Origin of the sequence: Halorientalis sp. IM1011 (assembly GCF_001989615.1) — an archaeon.
GTDB lineage: Archaea > Halobacteriota > Halobacteria > Halobacteriales > Haloarculaceae > Halorientalis.
On record NZ_CP019067.1, the window covers coordinates 1830269 to 1850834 of the forward strand.

Here is a 20566-nt window from a genome sequence, read left to right on the forward strand (position 1 = left end):
GTGACGTATCTGGAGCACGGAAACGGGGCGATCCTCTCTCAGCAGGCGCGTCGGGAGTCGAACGCGCGCACGTATCCGCGCTATCTGCCGCTGGCCATCCGCGAGGCGGAGGGGATCACGGTGACCGACATGGACGGGAACGAGTACTACGACTGTCTCGCGGGGGCGGGAACGCTCGCGCTGGGGCACAATCATCCGCGCGTGGTCGAGGCCATGGAGGATGCGCTGGAGGCCTCCCGTCCGATACACACGCTCGACATCTCGACGCCCGCGAAAGAGCGGTTCGTCGACTCGCTGTTCGCGAGCCTGCCCGACGAGTTCAGCGACCGGGCGAAGATACAGTTCTGCAGTCCGGCGGGGACCGACGCCGTCGAAGCCGCGCTCAAACTCGTCAAGACGGCCACCGGGAACCGGAGCATCCTCGGCTTTCAGGGCGCTTACCACGGCATGACGAGCGGGTCGCTCGCCCTGATGGGTGATACCGAGGCCAAAGCGCCGCTCCCGGGGTTGATGGACGACGTACATCACCTCCCGTATCCCTACGACTACCGGTGTCCGTTCGGCGTCGGCGGCGAGCGAGGTCACGAGATCGCGAGCGACTACGTCGAGAACCTGCTCGACGACGACGAAGGGGGGATCACCGAGCCCGCCGGATTGATCCTCGAACCGGTACAGGGCGAAGGCGGGGCGATTCCCGCCCCGGATCCGTGGCTCCGCGAGATCCGCCGGATCACGCGCGAGCGCGAGATTCCGTTGATCCTCGACGAGATTCAGGCGGGGCTCGGCCGAACCGGCGAACGCTACGCCTTCGAACACGCCGGGATAACGCCCGACGTCCTCACGCTCTCGAAGGCGATCGGCGGTGGGCTCCCGCTGTCGGTCGTCGTCTACGACGAGTCGCTCGACGCCTGGGAGCCGGGTGCCCACGCCGGAACCTTCCGCGGGAACCAGCTCGCGATGGTGGCCGGCGAGGCGACGATCGACTACGTCCTCGAACACGACCTCGACGACCACGCCGCCGAGGTCGGCGCTCGGCTGCGCGACCACCTCGACGCGACGGGGGAGCGGATCGACGCCGTGGGCGACGTCCGGGGTCGCGGGCTGATGCTCGGCGTCGAGTTCGTCGATCCCGATGCCGACTGGCAGGGGGCCGGGCCACACGCCCCGGACGGCGAGTTCGCCGAGGCCGTCCAGGCCGAGTGTTTCGACCGCGGTCTCATAATCGAACTCGGCGGACGTGCGAGCGCCACCGCACGGTTCCTGCCCCCGCTGACCGTGACGGCGACCCAGATCGACGAGATCGCCGCGATCTTCGCCGAGGCCGTCGCCGCGGTCGCCGCCGAGGAGAACCCGACCGAGGTGGCCGCATGAGCGCCGACGAGCTGTTCCTTGGCTCGGCCGCCGGGAACGCCACCTACCGGGAGGCACTGGACCGTGCGGCCGACGCCGTCGTCGAGCAGTTCGCCGCCGCCGACCGCCCGTACTCCGGCGAACGCCCGGAGGCCCTCGCCGCCCGGCTGGAGCAACCGGTACTCCCCGAGTCGGGGATCGGTCTCCGGGCCGCGATCGACGAGGTGGCGTCCGAGATCCTCCCGCACTCGGTCGGTACCTCGAACCCGCGGTGTGCGGCGCACCTCCAGTGCCCGCCGATGATCCCGGGACTCGCCGCGGAAGCGCTGCTCACCGCGACGAACCAGTCGCTGGACTCCTTCGATCAGGCACCGGCCGCGACCGTCCTCGAAGGGCGGGTCGTCGACGCGCTCTGTGACCTGTTCGGCTATCCCGACGCGGCCGACGGCGTCTTCACGAGCGGCGGCACGCAGTCGAACTTCCAGGCACTCCTGCTCGCGCGCGACCGCCACTGTCAGGAGACGTTCGGCACGGACGTGCAGGCGAGCGGCCTCCCGGTCGAGGCGGGGTCGCTGCGCGTCCTCTGCTCGGAGGCCGCCCACTTCACCGCCAAGCAGGCGGCCCACCACCTCGGTCTCGGGGAGGACGCCGTCGTCACCGTGGAGACGGACGACCGCCGCAGGCTCGATCCGGCCGCACTCGACGCGAGGCTCGACGCACTCGAAGCGGCGGGGGCCGAGCCGTTCGCGCTCGTCGGGACGGCCGGCACCACCGACTTCGGGAGCATCGATCCGCTCCCCGCGCTCGCGGACCGCGCGGCCGAACACGACCTCTGGTTCCACGTCGACGCGGCCTACGGCGGCGCGCTCGCGCTGACGGACGACCACGCGGCCGAACTCGAAGGGGTAGACCGGGCCGACTCGGTGGCCGTCGACTTCCACAAGCTGTTTTACCAGCCGATCAGCTGCGGGGCGCTGTTGCTCCGTGACGGGGGTGATTTCGAGTGGATGGCGCGCAACGCGGCGTATCTCAACCCGGCGGCCCACGACGAGACCGGCGTGCCGAACCTCGTCTCGAAGTCGGTCCAGACGACGCGCCGCTTCGACGCGCTGAAACCGTACGTCGCGTTCCGCGCCGTCGGCCGCGACCGACTGGGCGACCTCGTCGCCGGGACGCTCGACCTCGCGGCCGAGACGGCCGCCCTGCTCGAAGCGGCCGACGACTTCGAGCTAGTGACCGATCCGACGCTGAACGCCGTCGTCTTCCGCTACCGTCCGGAGGGCGGCATGGCCGACGAGCGCGTGGACGCGCTGAACGCCGCGGTCCGACGGCGGGTCCTCGAAGACGGCCGGGCCGTCGTCGCCCGGACCGAGGTCGACGGCGTCACCAGCCTGAAGGTCACGCTGTTGAACCCGACCGCCACGCTCGACGACGTGGCCGCCATGCTCGACGTCGTCCGGGACTGCGGGGCGGACCTGCGGGACGGACCGGAGGTGTCGGCATGAGTCTCGCACCCGAACACCGGTCGTCGAGCGCCGTCGATCCCGCCCAGCGGGCCGACGAGGCGACCCTCCACGCGTTCCTCAACTGCTATCTCCGGGAGACCGGCGAGTACGAGCGCCACGCGGAGTCGATCTCCGGCGTCGACCCGGGTCCCGACGGCCTCCTCCGGACGCGACTGCCAGCCCAGGGGATCGCCGTTCTGGCGCCTCTGGAGTACTACTCGCCGACGGAACGGCACCTGTTCGAGACGCCGGTGCGGTATCGGCTCCCCGACGGCCAGGTTCGGCCGCTCGATGCGGCCACGCTGGCGTCGCTCGTGGTGAAAGACCTCTCGCTCTCGCGGAACGGGCAGTCCGTCCCGGACCGGTTGCTGGAACGCGTCCTCCGGAGCAAGCACAACGTCGAGTCGTTCGTCGCGGCCCGCGTCGGCGCGGACGCCACGGTCGACGACCGGTCGTTCCGGGCGGCCGAGCAGTCGCTCGTGTTCGGCCATCACCGCCATCCCACCCCGAAGAGCCGGCGGGGCATCGCCGACAGGGATCGGGCGACCTACGCGCCCGAACTCGGGGGGTCCTTCCCGCTGCACTACGTCCGCGCGTCGCCGGCCCTCGTCTCGACCGGGTCGGCGCTCGAATCGGACGCCGCGACGTGGATCGGCGACGCGCTCCGTGCCGATCCCGAGGTACCCACGTCGTTCGTCGACGAGCACGTCGAGAGCGACGACGTGCTGTTGCCGGTCCACCCGTGGCAGGCCGACTACCTCCGGGAGCAGCCCCACGTCCGGCGACACCTCGACGACGGCATCGAGTTCCTCGGCGCAGTCGGCCGGGAGTTCCACCCGACCACGTCGGTCCGGACGCTCTATTGCCCGGACGCGCCGTTCATGGTGAAGTCGTCGTTGAACGTCACCATCACCAACTCCGTGCGGACGAACAAACGTCCCGAACTCGAACGGGGCGTGGCCGTCGCGGAACTGCTCGACACGGCCTTCGGCGACGAACTCGCCGCGGCGTTCCCGGACTTCGACGTGGTTCGGGACCCGGCCTACGTCTCGCTGGACGTGGGCGACGACCCGGAGTCGGGGCTGGAGACCGTCCTCAGGGCCAACCCGTTCCGCGGGGACCTGGCCGAGCGGTCGACACCGCTGGTCGCGCTCTGTCAGGACGCGATCGAGGGGGATTCCCGCCTCGGCCGACTCGTCAGGGAGATCGCCGACCGGGAGGGCCGATCCACCGCGGCCGTCAGCGAGGACTGGTTCGAGCGGTACCTCGAAATCGCGATCCGGCCGGTGCTGTGGCTCTACCTCGAACAGGGTGTGGGGGTGGAAGCTCACCAGCAGAACTCGGTCCTCACCCTCGACCCGGACGGCTACCCGGGCGAGTTCCGCTACCGGGACAATCAGGGGTTTTACTTCCCAGAATCGCAGTACGGCGCCGTCGCCGACTACCTGCCCGGCGTCGGCGAGCGGGCCGAGACCGTCTGCGCCGACGCCGTCGCCGACGAGCGCCTCCGGTACTACGTCGTCCTGAACAACGCGATCGACCTCGTCAACGCCTTCGGGAGCGCCGGCCTCGTCGACGAGCGGCGACTGTTGAGACTGCTGCGGGCGGAACTCGAACGCGCTCGCGACCGCTACGACCGCCCCTCCTCGACGCTGCTCGACCCGCTGCTCGAGTCCACGACGGTTCCCTGCAAGGCGAACCTCCTCACGCGCTTTCGCGGACTCGACGAACTGGAGAACGACCTGGAGAACCAGTCCGTCTACACGGACGTGAAGAACCCTCTCGTTACCGAACTCGACACATGACCGGACCGGACGCTACCATCGCGACCAACTACGACTACCAGACGTACGACAGCCGCATCGACCGGACGATATCGCTCCGCCGTGCCACGATGGAGCGCGACCTCGGTCGACTCCATACCTGGCTCGGGAGCGACCACGTCAAGCCGTACTGGCAACTCGACCTCCCGTTGCCGGCGTTTCGCGACCAGTTCGCCGCGAAACTCGCGGACGAGCACCTGACACCGTACGTCGGCTGTCTGGACCACGTCCCCGCGAGTTACTGGGAGTGCTACTGGGCGGCCGAGGACGACGTGGCGAACCACTACGACGCCGACCCTGCCGACCAGGGCCTGCACCTGCTCGTCGGCCCGACGGAGTTCCTCGGACAGGGCTACGCCGTCCCGCTGTTGCAGGCCGTCGTCGCCATGCAGTTTCGCCACGCCGACACCGACCGCGTGATCGCGGAACCGGACGCGCGAAACGAGCGCGCCATCGGCGTCTTCGAGCAGTGCGGCTTCGAACCGCGCGCGGAGTTCCACTTCCCGGAAGCCGGGAAGGACGCCCTGTTGATGATCTGTGACCGCGACGAGTTCGAGTCGCCCGCCGACCCGACGGCCGCGGACTCCCCGGAGGTGCCTGGTGATGACTGACGACGAGGTCCACGACGTAGTCGGCGTCGGCCTCGGACCGTTCAACCTCGGTCTCGCGGCCATGCTGGACGGGGTGGAGGAGGCCGTCGACGCCGTCTTCCTCGAACGCGAACCGGAGTTCAACTGGCACGAGGGAATGTTGCTGGCGGGAACGACGATGGAGGTCCCCTTCCTGGCCGACCTCGTGACGCTCGCGGATCCCACGAACCCCCACAGCTACCTCAACTACCTGCGAGAGACCGACCGGCTCTACGAGTTCTACTTCTACGAGACCTTCCAGCCACCTCGCCGGGAGTACAACGACTACCTCCGGTGGGTCGTCGAGACCCTGGAGACGCCCCGGTTCGACCGCGAGGTCGTCGCGGTTCGCTGGGACGAGAGCGAGGGGTGTTTCGTCGTCGACGCGCGGCACCCGGAGACCGGTGAGCGGTTTCGGTACCGCGGAGCCAACCTGGCGCTCGGCGTCGGCTCTCGACCGCAGATCCCCGAGCAGTTGCAGGGGCACCCCGAGGACGACGTCTTCCACACCGCGAACTACCGGTACAACCGCGAGCGCGTGCTGGGGGCGGATTCGGTCACCGTCGTCGGGTCCGGGCAGAGCGCCGCCGAGGTGTTTCAGGACCTGCTCCAGCGCCAGTCCGATCGGGACTACCGACTGGACTGGCTGACCCGGTCGGACGGGTTCTTCCCCATGGAGTACTCGAAACTCGGCCTCCAGCACTTCACGCCGGAATACGAGCAGTACGTCTACGACCTCCCCCAGTCCGTCAAGGACGACCTCATCCCGGACCAGGACCTGCTGTACAAGGGGATCGATCCCGAGACGAGCGCCGAGATCTACGACCTGCTCTACCGCCGCTCGGTCGGCGACCGCGACCCCGACGTGGGACTGTTCGCCATGACCGAGGTCCGGGACATCGACGCCGACGACGGGCGCTACACGCTCGACTGTCACCAGTGGCAGTCCGACGCGTCGTTCGCACACGAGTCCGAGGTCGTCATCCTCGGGACGGGATACGAACGGCCGATTCCGGGCTTTCTCGAACCGCTCGAAGACGCCATCGACTGGGACGAGCGGGGGCGGTTCGAGGTGACCGAGGACCACCGGCTGGCGATCGACGTACCGGGCGACGTGTTCCTCCAGAACGCCGAGTTCCACACGCACGGCGTCGGCGTCCCCGATCTCGGTCTCGGCTGCTACCGCAACACGAAGTTCGTCAACCGACTGCTCGGTCGAACGGTCTACCCCGAGGACAGCGACACCGTCTACCAGAACTTCTCGGTCGAGCAGTTCGTCGAACACGTACCGAACGCGTCCCGCGCAGGGGACGGCGAACCGACCACGGAGCCGACTTCCTCCGACGACTGACGATGGATCCGAACGATACGACACTACGTGACGCGCTGGACGCAGCGACCTGGGAGACCGTCGAACGCCGTCTCCTGACGAAGATGCTCGAGGAGTTCACTTACGAGGAGATACTCGCGCCGCGGAAGATAGACGCGGGCGACGACGCCGCGCTCTACCGGTTCGACCTCGGCGACGCGAGCTACCGGTTCGAGGCCGAAGAGCGGCTACTGGACAGCCTGCACGTCGACGGCGACACCGTCGAGCGACGCACGGACGGGACGTGGACCGAGTTCGGCGACCCGCTGACCTTACTGGGGGACCTCGGCGACGCGACGGATCTCGACGGGCTCACCCAGGGGAACCTCGTCCGTGAGTACAAGCGGACGCTGCTCGCCGACGCACACATCGCGGCCCGCGACCGGGAACGGGAGGAGTTCGACCCGCTGGCGCTCGACTACGCCGAACTCGAAGGCGAGATGGACGGCCACCCCTGGATCACGTACAACAAGGGCCGTCTCGGGTGGGGCTACGACGACTACCGGCAGTACGCGCCCGAGCGAAAGACGCCGGTCCGGCTCTCGTGGGCGGCCGTCCGCAAGGAGAGGTCGACGTTCGTCGGGACGGAGGGCGTGAGCCACGACTCCCTCGTCCGGACCGAACTCGGCGACCACTACGGGCGGTTCCGCGATCGACTCGACTCTCGGGGGCTGGACCCGGACGCCTACTACTTCCTGCCGGTCCACGACTGGCAGTGGGACAACAGCATCGTCCCGCTGTTCCCCGACCACATCGCCGCCGACGACATCGTCCCGCTCGGGGCGGGACCGGACGAGTACCTGCCACAGCAATCGGTCCGCACCTTCGTCAACGTCGATTCCGCGGCGAAACACCACGTCAAGGTCCCCATGCGGATCCTCAACACTCTCGTCTGGCGCGGCCTCCCCGGTGAGCGAACGGAACTCGCACCGACCGTCACCGAGTACATCAAGGGGATCTACGAGGACGACGACTTCCTCCAGGAGCAGGGAGTCGTCCTCCCGGGGGAGATCGCGGGCGTCAACTACGACCACTCGGACTTCACCGACATCGACGGCTCGCCCTACCAGTACCACGAACTGCTGGGCGCGGTCTGGCGGGAGTCGATACACACCTTCCTGGACGACGACGAGCGCGCGATAACGCTCTCGTCGCTGATGCACGTCGACGGCGACGGTGTGCCGTTCCTCTCGCGCCTCGTCGAACGGTCGGACCTGGCGCTGGACGAGTGGATCGGTGAGTTCTTCGAGACCGTCCTCCCGCCTCTGCTGCACTTCCTCTACCGCTACGGAACGGTGTTCTCGCCCCACGGCCAGAACACGATTCTGATCGTCGAAGACGGGGCTCCCGCCCGGGTTGCGGTCAAGGACTTCGTGGACGACGTGAACGTCAGCGACCAGCCCCTCCCGGAACTGCAGGCCCTCCCCGACGAGATGCACGACGTGCTCCGCAAGGAACCGCCGGAGGGGCTCTGCCAGTTCGTCTTCTGTGGACTGTTCGTCTGCGTGCTGCGGTACGTCGCCGACGTGCTCGAAACACACGAGGACTACCCCGAGACGACCTTCTGGACCCACGCACGCGAGACGGTGCTTGACTACCAGGCGCAGTTCCCCGAACTGGAGGATCGGTTCGAACTGTTCGACCTGCTCCAGCCGGAGTTCACGAAACTGAGCCTCAACAGGAACCGCATCTTCGAGTACGGCTACGACGACGCGCCCGGTCGGCCGCACGCGTCCGAGCACGGGACGGTGCCGAACCCGCTCCACGAGGTCACCGAGACCGCCGCGAACGGGGCGACGCGGCCACATCTGGCCGACGACTGACGCGCCGCTTCGCGGCTCGGTCGCGCGATATGCGGGAGTGCCGCCCCCGACTGCCTCCCGAAAAACTCAGTCGTCTTTCATGTGCTGCAGCTGGTCCACCAGTTCGTCGGTGGACTTGTCGGACTCGAACTCGACCTCGCCGGTGTCGTGGTCCTCGTGTACGTTGACCGCTTCGTCCTCGTCGGCCTCGACACTCTGATCCTTCTGCTCGCTTTCGTCGTAGCTACCAAAGCCCATTGTATTCCACCACAGAGATTCCCGCAGTAAAACTACCCCGGTCTCGCAGTGCCGTGGCTGTGACTGTCCACCACGCCACCGGGACTTTTGAGCGGGCCCGCCCAAGCGTAGCTATGCCACGCAGTGACGAATTCGTCACCGTCGACGGGATCGAGATCCACTACTCGGCGTGGGGTGACGCCGCCGATCCCACCGTACTGTGCGTCCACGGACTCTCCCGGAACGGGCGGGACTTCGACCCGCTGGCTCGCGAACTACAGGACGAGTACCACGTGGTCTGTCCGGACATGCCGGGGCGGGGGTTGAGCGAGTGGGCCGACGACCCGGTCGATCGGTACAGCAACGCGGCGATGGTCGAGACGCTGGTGGCCGTCTGTGACGCCCTGGATTTCGCGTCGATCCGGTACGTGGGCACGTCGATGGGTGGCGGGCTGGGGATGGCGCTGGCGGGCGGGCCGCTGGCGGATCGGATCGACGGACTGGTGATCAACGATATGCCGCCGAATCCGGAGACCGATTCCGCGCCGGAGGCGCTCGGGCGGATCATGGAGTACGTGCCCGATCCGCCGACCGTCGAGACCGTCACCGAACTCGAAGACTACTACCGGGACCTCTACGAGGGCCGGTTCAGCGAGATGACCGACGCCGAGTATCGCCGGCTGACGGTGACCTCGGCCCGGCGGACCGACGCCGGTCGCGTGACGGCCCACTACGATCCGCGGATCCTCGCGGGCGAGGACGACGACGAGGGGCCGGACCCGTGGGACGTGTGGGCGGCCATCGACGCGCCGATCCTGATCCTCCGCGGGACAGATTCGGATATTCTCCCCGAGGAACCGTTCGAGCGGATGCAGGATGCCCAGCCGGACGCCGAGGCGGTCGAGATCGACTGCGGGCACGCCCCGGCGCTGAACACGCTCGAACAGATCGATCCGATCCGAGAGTTATTCGCGGAGTAGTTGCGGGCCTGACCGGCCACAGCGGGTAGAGAAGAATTATGACTCCCTCCCCGCAACGAGGGGATCCGCTCATGTTCACGGTCGAATCCGAAGACGGTACGGAGATCGCATGCGAACGGACCGGTGAGGGGCAGCCGCTCGTGCTAGTTCACGGTGGGTCGGGAACGCGACACAGCTGGGACGCGCTGGTACCGCACCTCCGTGAGGAGTTCACTGTCGTCGTTCCAGACCGGCGGGGTCGAGGCGATAGCGGGGATTCGGACGCGTACAGTCTCGACCGGGAGGTCGACGACGTCCGGGCGGTCGTCGAGGCGGTCGACGGCCACCCGATCCTGTTCGGCCACTCCTTCGGCGGACTGGTCTCGCTGGAGGTGGCCCGAGGGGGTGGACTCGCCGGAACCATCCTCTACGAACCGGCGATGCTGGTCGGCGAGCACCGCGGTGACGATCTGGCGGCGCGGATGGAGACGTTGCTCGCAGATGGCGAGCGTCGAGAGGCCATGGCGACGTTCTTCCGGGAATCGGGTGAGGTCGCCGATCCCGAAGGACTCCCGTTCTGGCCGGAGGGAGTCGCCTTCCACCTCGCGGAGACGGTCGTGCGGGAGAACTACGCTATCGAGGACTATCGGCTCCCCGAGGATATCACACTCCCGCAACCGACCCACCTCCTGATCGGCGAGCACGGGCCGACACACCTTCGGGACGCGACGACGGAACTGGACGCCCGTCTTAGCGATGCCGAGTTAGTCGAACTGTCGGGTGTGGGCCACACTGGGATTTTCTCGGATCCCGAGCAGGTCGCCGAGGAAGTCCGGCAGTTTGCGGCGGCGGTGCGGTAGCGGGGTGGTGGCGGGGCGGTTACGGTGACGGTGCGGACGGCACCAGCGCAGCAACGGAAGTCGCGCCGACGGCGCGACTTCCGCCTTTTTCGCCCACGTTTTTGCGCGGGGGGTCGCGCACGACCCCCCGCGGAAAAAGGTGGGTCGTAAGCGTTTAATTGCCGCTCTGACTACTGTTCTGTATGCCGGATTGTCCACTGGCGGACGACTGCCCCAGTTTTAGCGAACGTATCGAAGGCATGGGGTGCCAGCACTACGGGGACCGCGGCGGCGCGGAGTGGTGCAATCACTACAACCAGCCGATCCGCGATCTGAAAGAACAGCCGGTGCAGCCGGGTGAGGAGGTCGTCGTGACGGTCGAGGACATCCACGAGAGCGGGGCCGGCGTCGGCCGCACCGAGGACGGGTTCATCGTGATGGTCGACGGCGTGCTGCCGGAGGCCCGCTCGAAGGTCCAGATCACACGCGTACACTCGAATCACGCCAAAGCCGAGGAGATCGAGCGGCTGGAACTCGACGACGAGGACGAAGACGAGGGTGCGGCCGAGGTCGAGGCGGCGGTCGATCCCGACGCGGAGGACGAGGCCGACGACGAGGCGGATCAGGAGGACGACCCGCACCTCGGGAGTCGGGACAACTTCTGGGGCGGGTAGTCGATATTCCGGCAGGGCTGTGGACAATCCGACCCGCCACCTGCGGTCGTCGACTACTGGCGGACGGTGGGTTTTTTCGCCCGGGCACTGGTACGGTGGGCAACGGACCTGAGGAATGAGTGACGAGGATATCGACGTCGACGGGATTCTCGACCGGGCGGGGTTCGATCCCGCGGAGAACGTTCTGACGCGGCGACAGGCGGAAGTGCTGGCGTTGCGCGAACGCGGGCTGGCACAGGCCGAGATCGCCGAGCGACTGGGTACGTCGCGGGCGAACGTCTCCAGCGTGGAGTCCAGTGCCCGGGACAACGTGGCGAAGGCCCGGGAGACGGTGGCGTTCGCGGAGACGCTGCGCGCGCCGGTCCGGATCACCGTCGAGCCGGGGACGGACCTCTACGACGTGCCGGCGCGGGTGTTCGCGGAGTGCGACGAGGTCGGGGTCAAGGTCAACCACACGGCGCCGGAGCTCATGAAGCGGGTCAGCGACGAGGCGGGCGACGCGGTGGTCGGGCGCAACGTCGAGCGACGGCTGTTCGTCGGCGTCACCAGCGACGGGGCGGTGCGGGTGCGCCAGCGACCCGAGGAGTGAGCCTTTAGGCGGCGGCCGCCGTCGATCCGGATATGGATCCCGAACTCGACGGCAACGCGGCACTGTTCACGGCAGCCAGCAGCGGCCTCGGGCTGGCCAGCGCCGAGGCGTTCGCCCGCGAGGGCGCGGACGTGGCGATCTGTGGTCGCTCGGCCGACCGACTGGAGGAGGCCGAGGCGGACCTGCAGGAACTGGGCGACGGCGACGTGCTCGCCGTCGAGGCCGACATCACCGAGGCCGAGGATATCGAGCAGTTCGTGGCCGAGACGGTCGACGCGTTCGGCGGGCTGGATCACGTCGTCACGAGCGCGGGCGGCCCGCCGAGCGGTCCCTTCCTCGACATGGACGACGAGGACTTCTACTCGGCGTACGACCTGCTGGTGATGAGCGTCGTCCGGACGACCCGCGAGGCGTACCCGCACCTGCAGGACAGCGACGCGGGGACGATCGTCAACATCACCTCCCGGTCGGTCCAGGAGGTCATCGACGGACTCGTCCTCTCCAATTCGGTCCGCCGGGCGGTCATCGGGCTGATGAAGACCCAGGCCCGCGAGTTCGCGCCGGAGGTGCGGGTCAACGCGGTGCTGCCGGGGGCACACGAGACCAGCCGGATCGAGGAGCTGATCGAGCAGAACATCGAGCGCGGCGAGTACGCGGATTACGACGAGGGGCTGGACGACTGGTCGGACGGCATTCCCCTCGAACGGATCGGCGACCCGGAGGAACTTGGCGAGACCGTGGCGTGGCTCTCCAGTGAGGCGGCGAGTTACGTCAACGGCGCGGCGGTGCCGGTCGACGGCGGGAGTCTGCGGAGCTAGAACCGGTCATTCTCGCGCAACTGCGCGACCACCTCGCGCACCTCCTGTGCGCGATCCTTCGGGATCACGAGTGTCCGGTCGCCGTAGCTTGCGACGACGAGGTCGGAGACACCGACCAGACTGACGTGGCCGTCGGTGGCGACGACGTTGTCGTCGGCGTCCTCAAGCAGGCCGTCGCCGAGGACGACGTTGCCATCCTCGTCGGCCTCCAGCAGTCGCTCGACGGCGTCCCACGAGCCGAGGTCGTCCCAGTCGAAACTGGCGGGGACGACGTAGGCCTTGTCGGTGCGTTCGAGGACGGCGTAGTCGACGCTGACGGGGTCGACGGCCGCGAAGCCGCGCTCGGGGTCGCCGTCGTCCATGGCCTCGACGAGCGGCCCCAGCGGGGACTGGCGGGCCTCGCCGAGGAAGGCGTTGGGCGTCCAGGCGAAGATGCCGGCGTTCCAGTAGCAGCCACTGTCGACGTATTCCTCTGCGGTCTCCCGATCGGGCTTTTCGGTAAACGAGGCCACGGTGTAGTAGCCGTCACGGGCCTCACCCGGTTCGATGTATCCATATCCGGTCGCCGGGCGGGTGGGTTCGACGCCGACGGTGACGAGACCACCGGTGTGCTCGGCGACTTCGGCCGCTGTGCGGGCGGTGCTCGCGAAGTCGCCGTCGACGTGGTGGTCGCTCGGCATGGTGACCGTGACGGCCTCGCCGACCTGTTCGCGGACGCGATGGGCGGCGTAGACGAGGGCTGGCCCGGTGTCCCGCGGTTCGGGTTCGGTGAGAACGGCGGCCTCGGGAGCGTGTTCGCGCACGTCGTCGGCGAACTCCGGGCGGGTGAGGACGTACACCTCGTCGGCGAAGCCGGCCCGGGAAACGGTGGCGGCGAGTAGCGACTGCTCGCCGTCGAACGACTGGAACTGCTTGGGCCGGTGGCTCCGGCTGGCGGGGTAGAGCCGGGTGCCGGTCCCGCCGGCGAGGACGACGGCGACGAGCGGACGGTCCATACCGGCGTCACGGCCGCTCGTGGGAAAAAGCCTACCAGGTCTCGACGATTCCCTCGCGCACGTCCTCGGCACAGCCTCGACAGTCGGTGTGGTCGGGATCGAAACAGGCGGGGCGGCCCTCGTCGTCGAGCGCGACGGCGCGTCGCTCGGCGTAGCGGCGACAGACGATCTTCGCGCGGCCCCGGTCGTCCTGCGGGAGGTCCGCCAGCGCCGACCGTTTGGCGTCGCTGTAGGCGCGTTTCGCCTCGGCGAACTGGTCGCCGGCCGCCCGGAGGTTCTCGACGAACCGGCTCAGTCGCCCGTCGTCGTCCATACCGGCCGTAGGGACTCGGACTACTAAGCGGCGGCGTTCGGGCTACAGGCCCGCGACGCCGACGAGACTGCTCAGGTAGATACTCCCGAACAGCGTCGCGTTGTAGAGCCCGTGGACCAGCGCCGGGACGGTGAAGTTGTCCGTAATCTCGTAGACCGCGCCGAAGATGAGGCTCGGGACGGTGAGGATGCTGATCGTCACGAGCGCCGCCTGCGGCGTGGCACCGACGAACGAGAAGACGTGGATCGGCGCGAACATCAGCGTGGCGAGTACGATGGCTGCGGCGGGACCGAACTCCTCGCGGAACCGACCCTGGATGACGCCGCGGAAGAGGAACTCCTCGCCCGGTCCGTTGAGCAGGAAGACGAAGGGCAACAGGTAGGGGACGAACTCGGGGTTCTCGGTGACGACCTGCCCGGCCTGGTTCTCCGCGGCCGTCGTCCCGGTGACCTGGATGATGACACCGGCGATGCTGACGAGGACGAGCGCCCCGATCCAGCCGGCGACGATCACGCCCACCTGGCGGAGGTTCGGGAGGGCGGTCGGGACGAACTCCCAGACGCGCCGGCCCCGGTACCGGAGGTACGCGTAGCCGGCGACGGGGAACCCGACGCCCTGGACGGCGATCAGATTCAGGATCAGGAGGCTCTGACTCGACAGTTCGAGGCCCAGACCGACGATGAGAACGGCCATGAGGGCGACCAGCACGATCAGGCCGAGGACGATGCCGCCGATTGTGAGCCCCAGTCCCGCCGCGAGCAACCCGAGCCGTCGCCAGGACAGCGCCGTCGATACGTCCATACCGGGTGTTCGTCCGACCGACCAAAATAGCGGCGAGTTCACACCGGCTCGCGGGTCGCGGTTCCCTTCGGTCACCGCTCACGGGTCACTCCGTTCCCCGTTCGCAGAAACCGAGGTCTCCCGTTGGTCGACCTCGCACCGCTCGCTCGTTCGGAGACACTCACTTCGCTCGCGTCCCCCGGCTCGCGGTTCCTGCGTCACCGCTCGCACGGTCGGCGGTTCTCCCGTCGGTCGAACCGCCCGTCAGTCGTCTTCCGGGACCGGCTCCGGCCCGCCAGCGTCGGCCGCTCCCGAGGATCGTCCGCTCCAGTCGAACCGGCGCTGGAAGTACAGCGCGACGTTGACCAGCGCGAGCAGGACGGGCACCTCGATCAGCGGGCCGACGACGGTCGCGAAGGCGACGCCTGAGCTGACACCGAAGACCGCGACCGCGACGGCGATGGCGAGCTCGAAGTTGTTCGAGGCCGCGGTGAAGCCGATGGCCGTCGTCGTGGAGTAGTCCGCGCCGATCCCCCTGCCCATGCCGAAGCTCACGAGGAACATCACGACGAAGTAGATCGTCAGCGGCACGGCGATCAGGAACACGTCCGCGGGCGCAGCGACGATGCTCTCGCCCTGGGTCGCGAACATCACGATCACCGTGAACAGTAGCGCGACCAGCGTCAGCGGGTCGATCTTCGGGACGAACTGCTCGTCGTACCACGCCTCGCTCTTCCACCGTGTGCCGACGAACCGGGTGAGGAAGCCGCCGGCGAAGGGGATGCCGAGGAAGATCACGATGGCCTCGAACACCTGCATCGGCGTCACGTCGAACGTCTGGATGCCGGCGACGAGCGCGTCCATGCCCAGCAATGGCGGGAGGAACAGGCCGAAAAACCAGACGTAGACGCCGTAGGTGAGGATCTGGAAGAGGCTGTTGAACGCCACGAGGCCGGTGACGTACTCGGTCGACCCCTCGGCCAGTTCGTTCCAGACAAGCACCATCGCGATACAGCGGGCCATCCCGATGAACACTAGCCCGAGGAAGTACTCGGGGCGGGCCGGCAGGCCCGGGACGAGACCGCTGAAGAACACGACGGCGAGCCCGAACATCAGCGTCGGGCCGATGAGCCAGTTCTGGACGAGGCTCAGGCTCAGCACGCGCCAGTTGCTGAAGACGGCGCGCAACTGCGAGTAGTCGGCCTTCGCCAGCGGCGGGTACATCATCGCGACGAGGCCGATCTCGACGAGGTGGAAGTCCTGGATCGGACTCGTTACTCCGGGCGCGAGGAAGCCGAGGCCGACGCCGACGGCCATCGCGCCGAAGATCCAGACGGTGAGGTACTTATCGAGGAAGTCCATCGAGCGCGGATCGCCACAGCTCTCGCAGTCGCAGTCCGGACCGTGGTCGTGGGCGGCGTTACTCATCGGTCACCTCAGTCGCTCGCTCCTCCTCGATCGCCCCCTCGACCTCGTCGAAGAGATCGCTCACGCGCCCTTCGATCTCGTCACGAATCTCGCGCACGCGTTCGTGATCCTGTCCGTCGGGGTCGTCGAGCCCCCAGTCGCGCACGTCCGGCCCCTCGGCGTCGAGGTCGAGCGTCGAACAGCCCATCGTCGCGACGAAGTCACACGCGTTCAGTTCTTCCGTACTGATCTCGCGTGGCTCCCGATCTGAGAGGTCCAGATCGACCTCGTCCATAACCTCGACGACTTCCTCGTGGACGCTCTCGGCAGGGTGGGTGCCGCCGGTCAAAATCTCCACGTCGTCGTCCACTCCGCGCTCCGAACGCTCGCGCTCGCCGAAGGCCGTCGACATCTGGGAGCGGCCGGCGTTCTGGACGCAGACGAAGGCGACGCGAACCGTCATCGCTCACCCCGCGTGTCGTCCAGCGCGGCGAGCAGCGCCTCGGCGCGCTCGGTCGCCTCGTAGTAGCGCCAGGTGCCGTCCTTCCGTCGGGTCACCAATCCGGCCTCCCGGAGGTCCGAGAGCGCGTGGCTGATCGCGCTGTCGCTCACGTCGACCACAGGGTCGATCTCACAGACACAGAGTTCCCGACCGGCCGCCGTCAGGAGCCGGACGATCTCGTAGCGTGTGTCGTCGCCCAGCGTCTTCAGTGCCGCCAGATCGCCCCCGTAGTCGTCGTCGACCGACGACCGATACTCTCTGAGTGTGTCCAGCCGGTCCTCCACGTCGGCGGCACAGCACTCGCCCGCCTCCTCGGTGATGAGCCGCTCGATCCGTTCGGCCTGTTCCATACCTGCATATCTGAGCAAGCGTTCATATAGGGCTGTCGGACCGGGCGTCCGGCCACTGCGACGGCCGTCGATTCCCCCGACGATCCGGCTCCTGTCCGTCGGTTCCACTTTCACTCCGGGTGGGGCGAGCCTTTATCAGTGAAGGCGACCAAGCTCTGCGTGCCTCCCATTGAAAACGACGCGGAGGCAGTGAGAGCAATGACAGATTTGCGTACCCAGGCGGAAGAGATACACGAGCAGTTTTCAGATCAGCTAGAGATCGACGTGGACGACGTCCACGAGCGACTGGAGACGCTGGTCGAGGAGTACAAGGTGCCACTCGACGAGGCCCGGCGCAGCGTCACCAGCACGTACCTCGACGAGGCGGGCATGGACCGCGAGGAGTTGTCGGGCGGTGGCGGCAACGACCAGGTCCAGGTCAGCGACGTGGACGCGGCCGAGCAGTGGGTCGACCTGACGGCCAAGGTCGTCGAACTGTGGGAGCCAAACAGCGACGCGGTGGCGCAGGTCGGCCTGCTCGGCGACGAGACGGGCACGATCAAGTTCACGAAGTGGTCCAAGTCGGACCTGCCGGAACTCGAAGAAGGCGCGGTCTACCACCTGCGTAACGTCGTCACCGACGAGTACCAGGGTCGGTTCTCGGTCAAGCTCAACCGGACGACGGTCATCGAGGACGCCGAGGAAGACATCGAGGTCGGCGACGACGACACGACCGTGGAGGGCGCGCTGGTGGACATCCAGAGCGGGTCGGGACTGATCAAGCGCTGTCCCGAGGAGGACTGTACGCGGGTCCTCCAGAACGGTCGCTGTTCGGAACACGGCGAGGCCGAAGGCGAGTTCGACCTCCGGATCAAGGGGGTCCTCGACGACGGCGAGGACGTCCACGAGGTGATCTTCGACAAGGAGGCCACGGAGGACTTCACCGGGATCACCCTCGAGGAGGCAAAGGAGATGGCCATGGACGCGCTGGACACGACGGTCGTGGCCGACAAGATGCGAAAGGAGACGCTGGGTCGGTACTACCGGGTGACGGGGCCGACCTTCAGCCGGTACGTCCTGGCCGACGAGGTCGAGGAACTGGACGGGCCGGTCGATGCGGAAGAGACGCTGATCAAAGCGAGGTCGATCTAACATGGCGGCAGTTCCATCCCGAGAGGTCGCCCGGCGCGTGTTCGCGAACGAGTTCAACGACGCCGGTTACACGTTCAAGGAATCCGACGACGAGCGCGCGCCCGTCTACCTCCTGCTCCCGACTGGCGAGCGGGCCAACCGGATCTTCCTGGTGGGCACGCTCACCGAGACGGAGGACGTGGGCGAGGACAGCGAGTACTGGCAGGGGCGGGTCGTCGACCCGAACGGCGACACGTTCTTCATGTACGCCGGGCAGTACCAGCCCGACGCCGCCTCGATGCTCAGAGAGCTGGAACCGCCGGCCTACGTCTCGGTCGTGGGCAAACCCCGCACCTACGAGACCGACGACGGCGAGGTGAACGTCTCGGTCAGGCCGGAGTCGATCACGACTGTGGACGAGGCCACCCGTGACCGCTGGGTCGTCGAGACCGCCGAGCGGACCATCGAGCGCATCCAGAACTACCAGGGCGCCGACGAGGAAGAAGGTGCCGCAGTCGACGAGTACGTCCAGATGGCTCGCGAGGAGTACGATCTACCGGTCGAGAACTACCGGCGGACGGCCATCGAGGCGCTGGAGAGTCTGGAGGAGAGCGACGAGCAGGCCGAGGCCTCGCCCTGAGCGGGCGACCGCCGCACCGACCCTCTCGGTAACCAGTTCACACGGATTCGTAACCACCTCGGGACAAAGCACCTCTTTCCCGTCGTCGTACGGACCCACTGATCAGTGTCCCGTCGAGGTTCCCGCCAGGGACTCGGGCCCAGCGCGATAGTCCCGGAAACCGCCCGCCGTCTCGAGGATGTACGTCCCTGATCGGCCGCGGTTCAGACCGACGTGGCTCGCGTCCGGTCGGTCCACGACCCCGTCGTGGCTGACCGACGAGCGGTGGCTCCCGGCGGGCAACCGCGAACTGTACGCGCGAGCGAGTGGGGGTCTGTACGCTGCGCTGGGCCGGCTGGACCCACCATCGGGACCAGCACTGTTGCCGGCGTACGTCCCCCGGGCCGTCGTCCGGGCGTTCCGGAGCCGCGAGTACGAGATAGCGTACTACCCCGTGACCGCCGATCTCACGCTTCCGGCGGCGGCCGTCGCGGAACGAATCGAGGCCCTCGAGCCCGCCGCGGTCGTGTTCGTCGACTACTTCGGCTTCCGCGACGAGGCCCTGCCAGCCCTCGCCGAGCGGGCCAGGGCCGTCGGTGCGACAGTCGTCGAGGACTGTGCGCGCGGAGCCTTCAGCCGCGACCCGGACGGGGAGCCCCTGGGGTCGACCGGGGATCTGGCGATCTACAGCCTCCACAAGACGCTGCCGGTGCCCAACGGCGGCCTCGTCGTCGCCCGGGATATCGATCTCCCGGCCCCGGACGGGTCGGTCCCGGAGCGGCGAGACGTACTGACCAGTGGCGTCGACGGAGCGCTCTCCCGACTCGGGATCCCGCCCGCGGCGCTGGTGGGGTGTTCGGGACCGGAGCGAGCGGCGGCCACGGTCGGCGGCGGTCCCGATCGGTCCGACGAGCGATTCCGGATCCGAAGGCCGGGGCGGGCGACGATCCGCGGTCTTCACCGCTGTGACCCGGCCCGGATCCAGTCCCGTCGGCTGGACGCCTACCGCGACCTCCGGCGGCTGGTCGGTCGCGTCGACGGCGTCGACCTTCTCACCCCGACCGCACATGAGGGGGCGTGTCCGTTCGGACTCGCAATCAGCGGGCCGGGTCGCGAGTGGCGTGACGCGCTCTACCGGAAACTCCGCCGCGCTGGCGTCCCGATCAAGGTCTTCCAGTGGCCGCCGCTGTCCCCGGCGGCGGCGAGCGACGGCGCACAACGGCTCCGGAACTGCGCGTGTGTCGTCCCGACACATCGAGCGTTCCCGCCGGCGGCACGCCGTCGGCTGACGCGGGCGCTCGAACGGGTCCCGGGTGACTGAGACGTTCGCCGCGGGGTTCGGTTGCGGGTGGATTGCCCCTGGGTCACCACCGCCTTTCTTTCAGCGTCGCGGCGAACGTGCGAGCGTCTGACAAAGTTTCAAGTAGGTGTAGTGATGAGTTGAGCGTACGATGGGCAACAAAAACAAGACGATCTCATTTCGCGTGAGCCAGGAGAAGTTCGAGACGCTCCGCGAGATCGCCGAGGAGCGAGATCTCTCGCTCTCGGCCGTCTTCCGCGACTACGTGGACCTGCTCGTTGCCCACGACGGCCAGGTCGAGGTCGTCCCGGAACACGAGATTACGGATAGTACCGACACGAGCGGGACGAGTTTCCCGCCGAAGGTCGAAGTCCCCAAGAGCTTCGTCCGCGAACACGAGCGGCTGGAACTGGAGGCCGAACACCTCCGTGAACAGCTCGAAGAGCACAAACGCTACGTGACGAAACTCCGGCAGGAACTCGACGAACACGAGGACGGCGAGGAGGTCATTCAGCTCGAAGACCTCGACGGCGACGAGGACGAGGAGGAAGACCCCTCGTATCGGATCGGCAGCAGCTTCGACGAGTCGCTCTGAC

Annotated in this window: 22 protein-coding genes; 15 read left to right on the top strand and 7 right to left on the bottom strand. The window is 67.9% G+C overall.

The window, feature by feature from the left end:
* From BV210_RS09255 to BV210_RS09280, 6 genes are read left to right on the top strand one after another with little or no spacing between them, the layout of a single operon-like run.
* Positions 1 to 1371, top strand: a complete 1371-nt coding sequence (locus tag BV210_RS09255; protein ID WP_077206391.1) for a diaminobutyrate--2-oxoglutarate transaminase — start codon at positions 1 to 3, stop codon at positions 1369 to 1371.
* Complete coding sequence (locus BV210_RS09260; protein ID WP_077206392.1) at positions 1368 to 2855, top strand: aspartate aminotransferase family protein; 1488 nt, start codon at positions 1368 to 1370, stop codon at positions 2853 to 2855. Before BV210_RS09255 ends, BV210_RS09260 begins: the two co-directional genes overlap by 4 nt.
* Positions 2852 to 4660 carry an IucA/IucC family siderophore biosynthesis protein gene (locus tag BV210_RS09265; RefSeq protein ID WP_077206393.1) on the top strand — a complete coding sequence of 603 codons (1809 nt, stop codon included), beginning with the start codon at positions 2852 to 2854 and terminating at the stop codon, positions 4658 to 4660. The genes BV210_RS09260 and BV210_RS09265 overlap by 4 nt, the downstream gene beginning before the upstream one ends.
* Entirely contained in the window at positions 4657 to 5289 is a 633-nt protein-coding gene (locus BV210_RS09270) for a GNAT family N-acetyltransferase (RefSeq protein WP_077206394.1), read from the top strand. Before BV210_RS09265 ends, BV210_RS09270 begins: the two co-directional genes overlap by 4 nt.
* Complete coding sequence (locus tag BV210_RS09275; protein ID WP_077206395.1) at positions 5282 to 6658, top strand: lysine N(6)-hydroxylase/L-ornithine N(5)-oxygenase family protein; 1377 nt, start codon at positions 5282 to 5284, stop codon at positions 6656 to 6658. Before BV210_RS09270 ends, BV210_RS09275 begins: the two co-directional genes overlap by 8 nt.
* A gap of 2 nt (positions 6659 to 6660) precedes the next feature.
* Positions 6661 to 8499, top strand: coding sequence for an IucA/IucC family siderophore biosynthesis protein (locus BV210_RS09280; protein ID WP_077206396.1), 1839 nt, complete (start codon positions 6661 to 6663; stop codon positions 8497 to 8499).
* Positions 8500 to 8565: 66 nt separating this feature from the next.
* On the opposite strand, the gene BV210_RS09285 is transcribed toward BV210_RS09280, so the two are convergent.
* Positions 8566 to 8736: a DUF5786 family protein gene (locus BV210_RS09285; protein WP_077206397.1), complete on the bottom strand. Its 171-nt coding sequence runs from the start codon at positions 8734 to 8736 to the stop codon at positions 8566 to 8568.
* Positions 8737 to 8849: 113 nt separating this feature from the next.
* Between BV210_RS09285 and BV210_RS09290 the strand changes: the two genes are divergently transcribed.
* The 5 genes from BV210_RS09290 to BV210_RS09310 all read left to right on the top strand — a co-directional run bounded on the left by BV210_RS09290 (position 8850) and on the right by BV210_RS09310 (position 12594).
* Positions 8850 to 9695, top strand: a complete 846-nt coding sequence (locus tag BV210_RS09290; RefSeq protein WP_077206398.1) for an alpha/beta fold hydrolase — start codon at positions 8850 to 8852, stop codon at positions 9693 to 9695.
* A 71-nt stretch (positions 9696 to 9766) separates the two neighbouring features.
* Positions 9767 to 10534 (top strand): alpha/beta fold hydrolase, encoded by a 768-nt coding sequence (locus tag BV210_RS09295; RefSeq protein WP_077206399.1) that lies wholly within the window; start codon positions 9767 to 9769, stop codon positions 10532 to 10534.
* A 182-nt stretch (positions 10535 to 10716) separates the two neighbouring features.
* Positions 10717 to 11187: a TRAM domain-containing protein gene (locus tag BV210_RS09300; protein ID WP_077206400.1), complete on the top strand. Its 471-nt coding sequence runs from the start codon at positions 10717 to 10719 to the stop codon at positions 11185 to 11187.
* 115 nt (positions 11188 to 11302) lie between these two features.
* The gene (locus BV210_RS09305; protein ID WP_077206401.1) at positions 11303 to 11776 is read left to right on the top strand and encodes a Tfx family DNA-binding protein; all 474 of its coding nucleotides are present in this window, start codon (positions 11303 to 11305) and stop codon (positions 11774 to 11776) included.
* Positions 11777 to 11808: 32 nt separating this feature from the next.
* Entirely contained in the window at positions 11809 to 12594 is a 786-nt protein-coding gene (locus tag BV210_RS09310) for an SDR family oxidoreductase (RefSeq protein WP_077206402.1), read from the top strand.
* Here BV210_RS09310 and BV210_RS09315 read toward each other — a convergent pair.
* The 6 genes from BV210_RS09315 to BV210_RS09340 form a co-directional block, all read right to left on the bottom strand.
* A complete protein-coding gene (locus BV210_RS09315) occupies positions 12591 to 13589 on the bottom strand; it encodes a mannose-1-phosphate guanylyltransferase (protein ID WP_077206403.1) in 999 nt (332 codons plus the stop codon). The two genes, BV210_RS09310 and BV210_RS09315, sit on opposite strands and share 4 nt — an antisense overlap.
* A 31-nt stretch (positions 13590 to 13620) precedes the next feature.
* Complete coding sequence (locus tag BV210_RS09320) at positions 13621 to 13902, bottom strand: hypothetical protein (protein ID WP_077206404.1); 282 nt, start codon at positions 13900 to 13902, stop codon at positions 13621 to 13623.
* Positions 13903 to 13944: 42 nt separating this feature from the next.
* Positions 13945 to 14703: a CPBP family intramembrane glutamic endopeptidase gene (locus tag BV210_RS09325; RefSeq protein WP_077206405.1), complete on the bottom strand. Its 759-nt coding sequence runs from the start codon at positions 14701 to 14703 to the stop codon at positions 13945 to 13947.
* A 243-nt stretch (positions 14704 to 14946) separates the two neighbouring features.
* A complete protein-coding gene (gene arsB, locus BV210_RS09330) occupies positions 14947 to 16110 on the bottom strand; it encodes an ACR3 family arsenite efflux transporter (protein WP_077206406.1) in 1164 nt (387 codons plus the stop codon).
* On the bottom strand, positions 16103 to 16552 hold the full coding sequence (locus tag BV210_RS09335) for a low molecular weight phosphatase family protein (protein WP_077206407.1): 450 nt from the start codon (positions 16550 to 16552) through the stop codon (positions 16103 to 16105). Before BV210_RS09335 ends, arsB begins: the two co-directional genes overlap by 8 nt.
* Entirely contained in the window at positions 16549 to 16941 is a 393-nt protein-coding gene (locus BV210_RS09340) for a helix-turn-helix transcriptional regulator (RefSeq protein ID WP_077206408.1), read from the bottom strand. The genes BV210_RS09335 and BV210_RS09340 overlap by 4 nt, the downstream gene beginning before the upstream one ends.
* A 198-nt stretch (positions 16942 to 17139) precedes the next feature.
* On the opposite strand from BV210_RS09340, the gene BV210_RS09345 reads away from it, so the two are divergent.
* From BV210_RS09345 to BV210_RS09360, 4 genes are all read left to right on the top strand, one after another.
* The gene (locus BV210_RS09345) at positions 17140 to 18072 is read left to right on the top strand and encodes a replication factor A (protein WP_077206409.1); all 933 of its coding nucleotides are present in this window, start codon (positions 17140 to 17142) and stop codon (positions 18070 to 18072) included.
* 1 nt (position 18073) lies between these two features.
* The gene (locus BV210_RS09350) at positions 18074 to 18691 is read left to right on the top strand and encodes an RPA family protein (RefSeq protein ID WP_077206410.1); all 618 of its coding nucleotides are present in this window, start codon (positions 18074 to 18076) and stop codon (positions 18689 to 18691) included.
* A gap of 178 nt (positions 18692 to 18869) precedes the next feature.
* On the top strand, positions 18870 to 19991 hold the full coding sequence (locus BV210_RS09355; RefSeq protein ID WP_077206411.1) for a DegT/DnrJ/EryC1/StrS family aminotransferase: 1122 nt from the start codon (positions 18870 to 18872) through the stop codon (positions 19989 to 19991).
* A gap of 130 nt (positions 19992 to 20121) precedes the next feature.
* Entirely contained in the window at positions 20122 to 20565 is a 444-nt protein-coding gene (locus BV210_RS09360; protein ID WP_077206412.1) for a CopG family transcriptional regulator, read from the top strand.
* Position 20566: the final 1 nt, after the last annotated feature.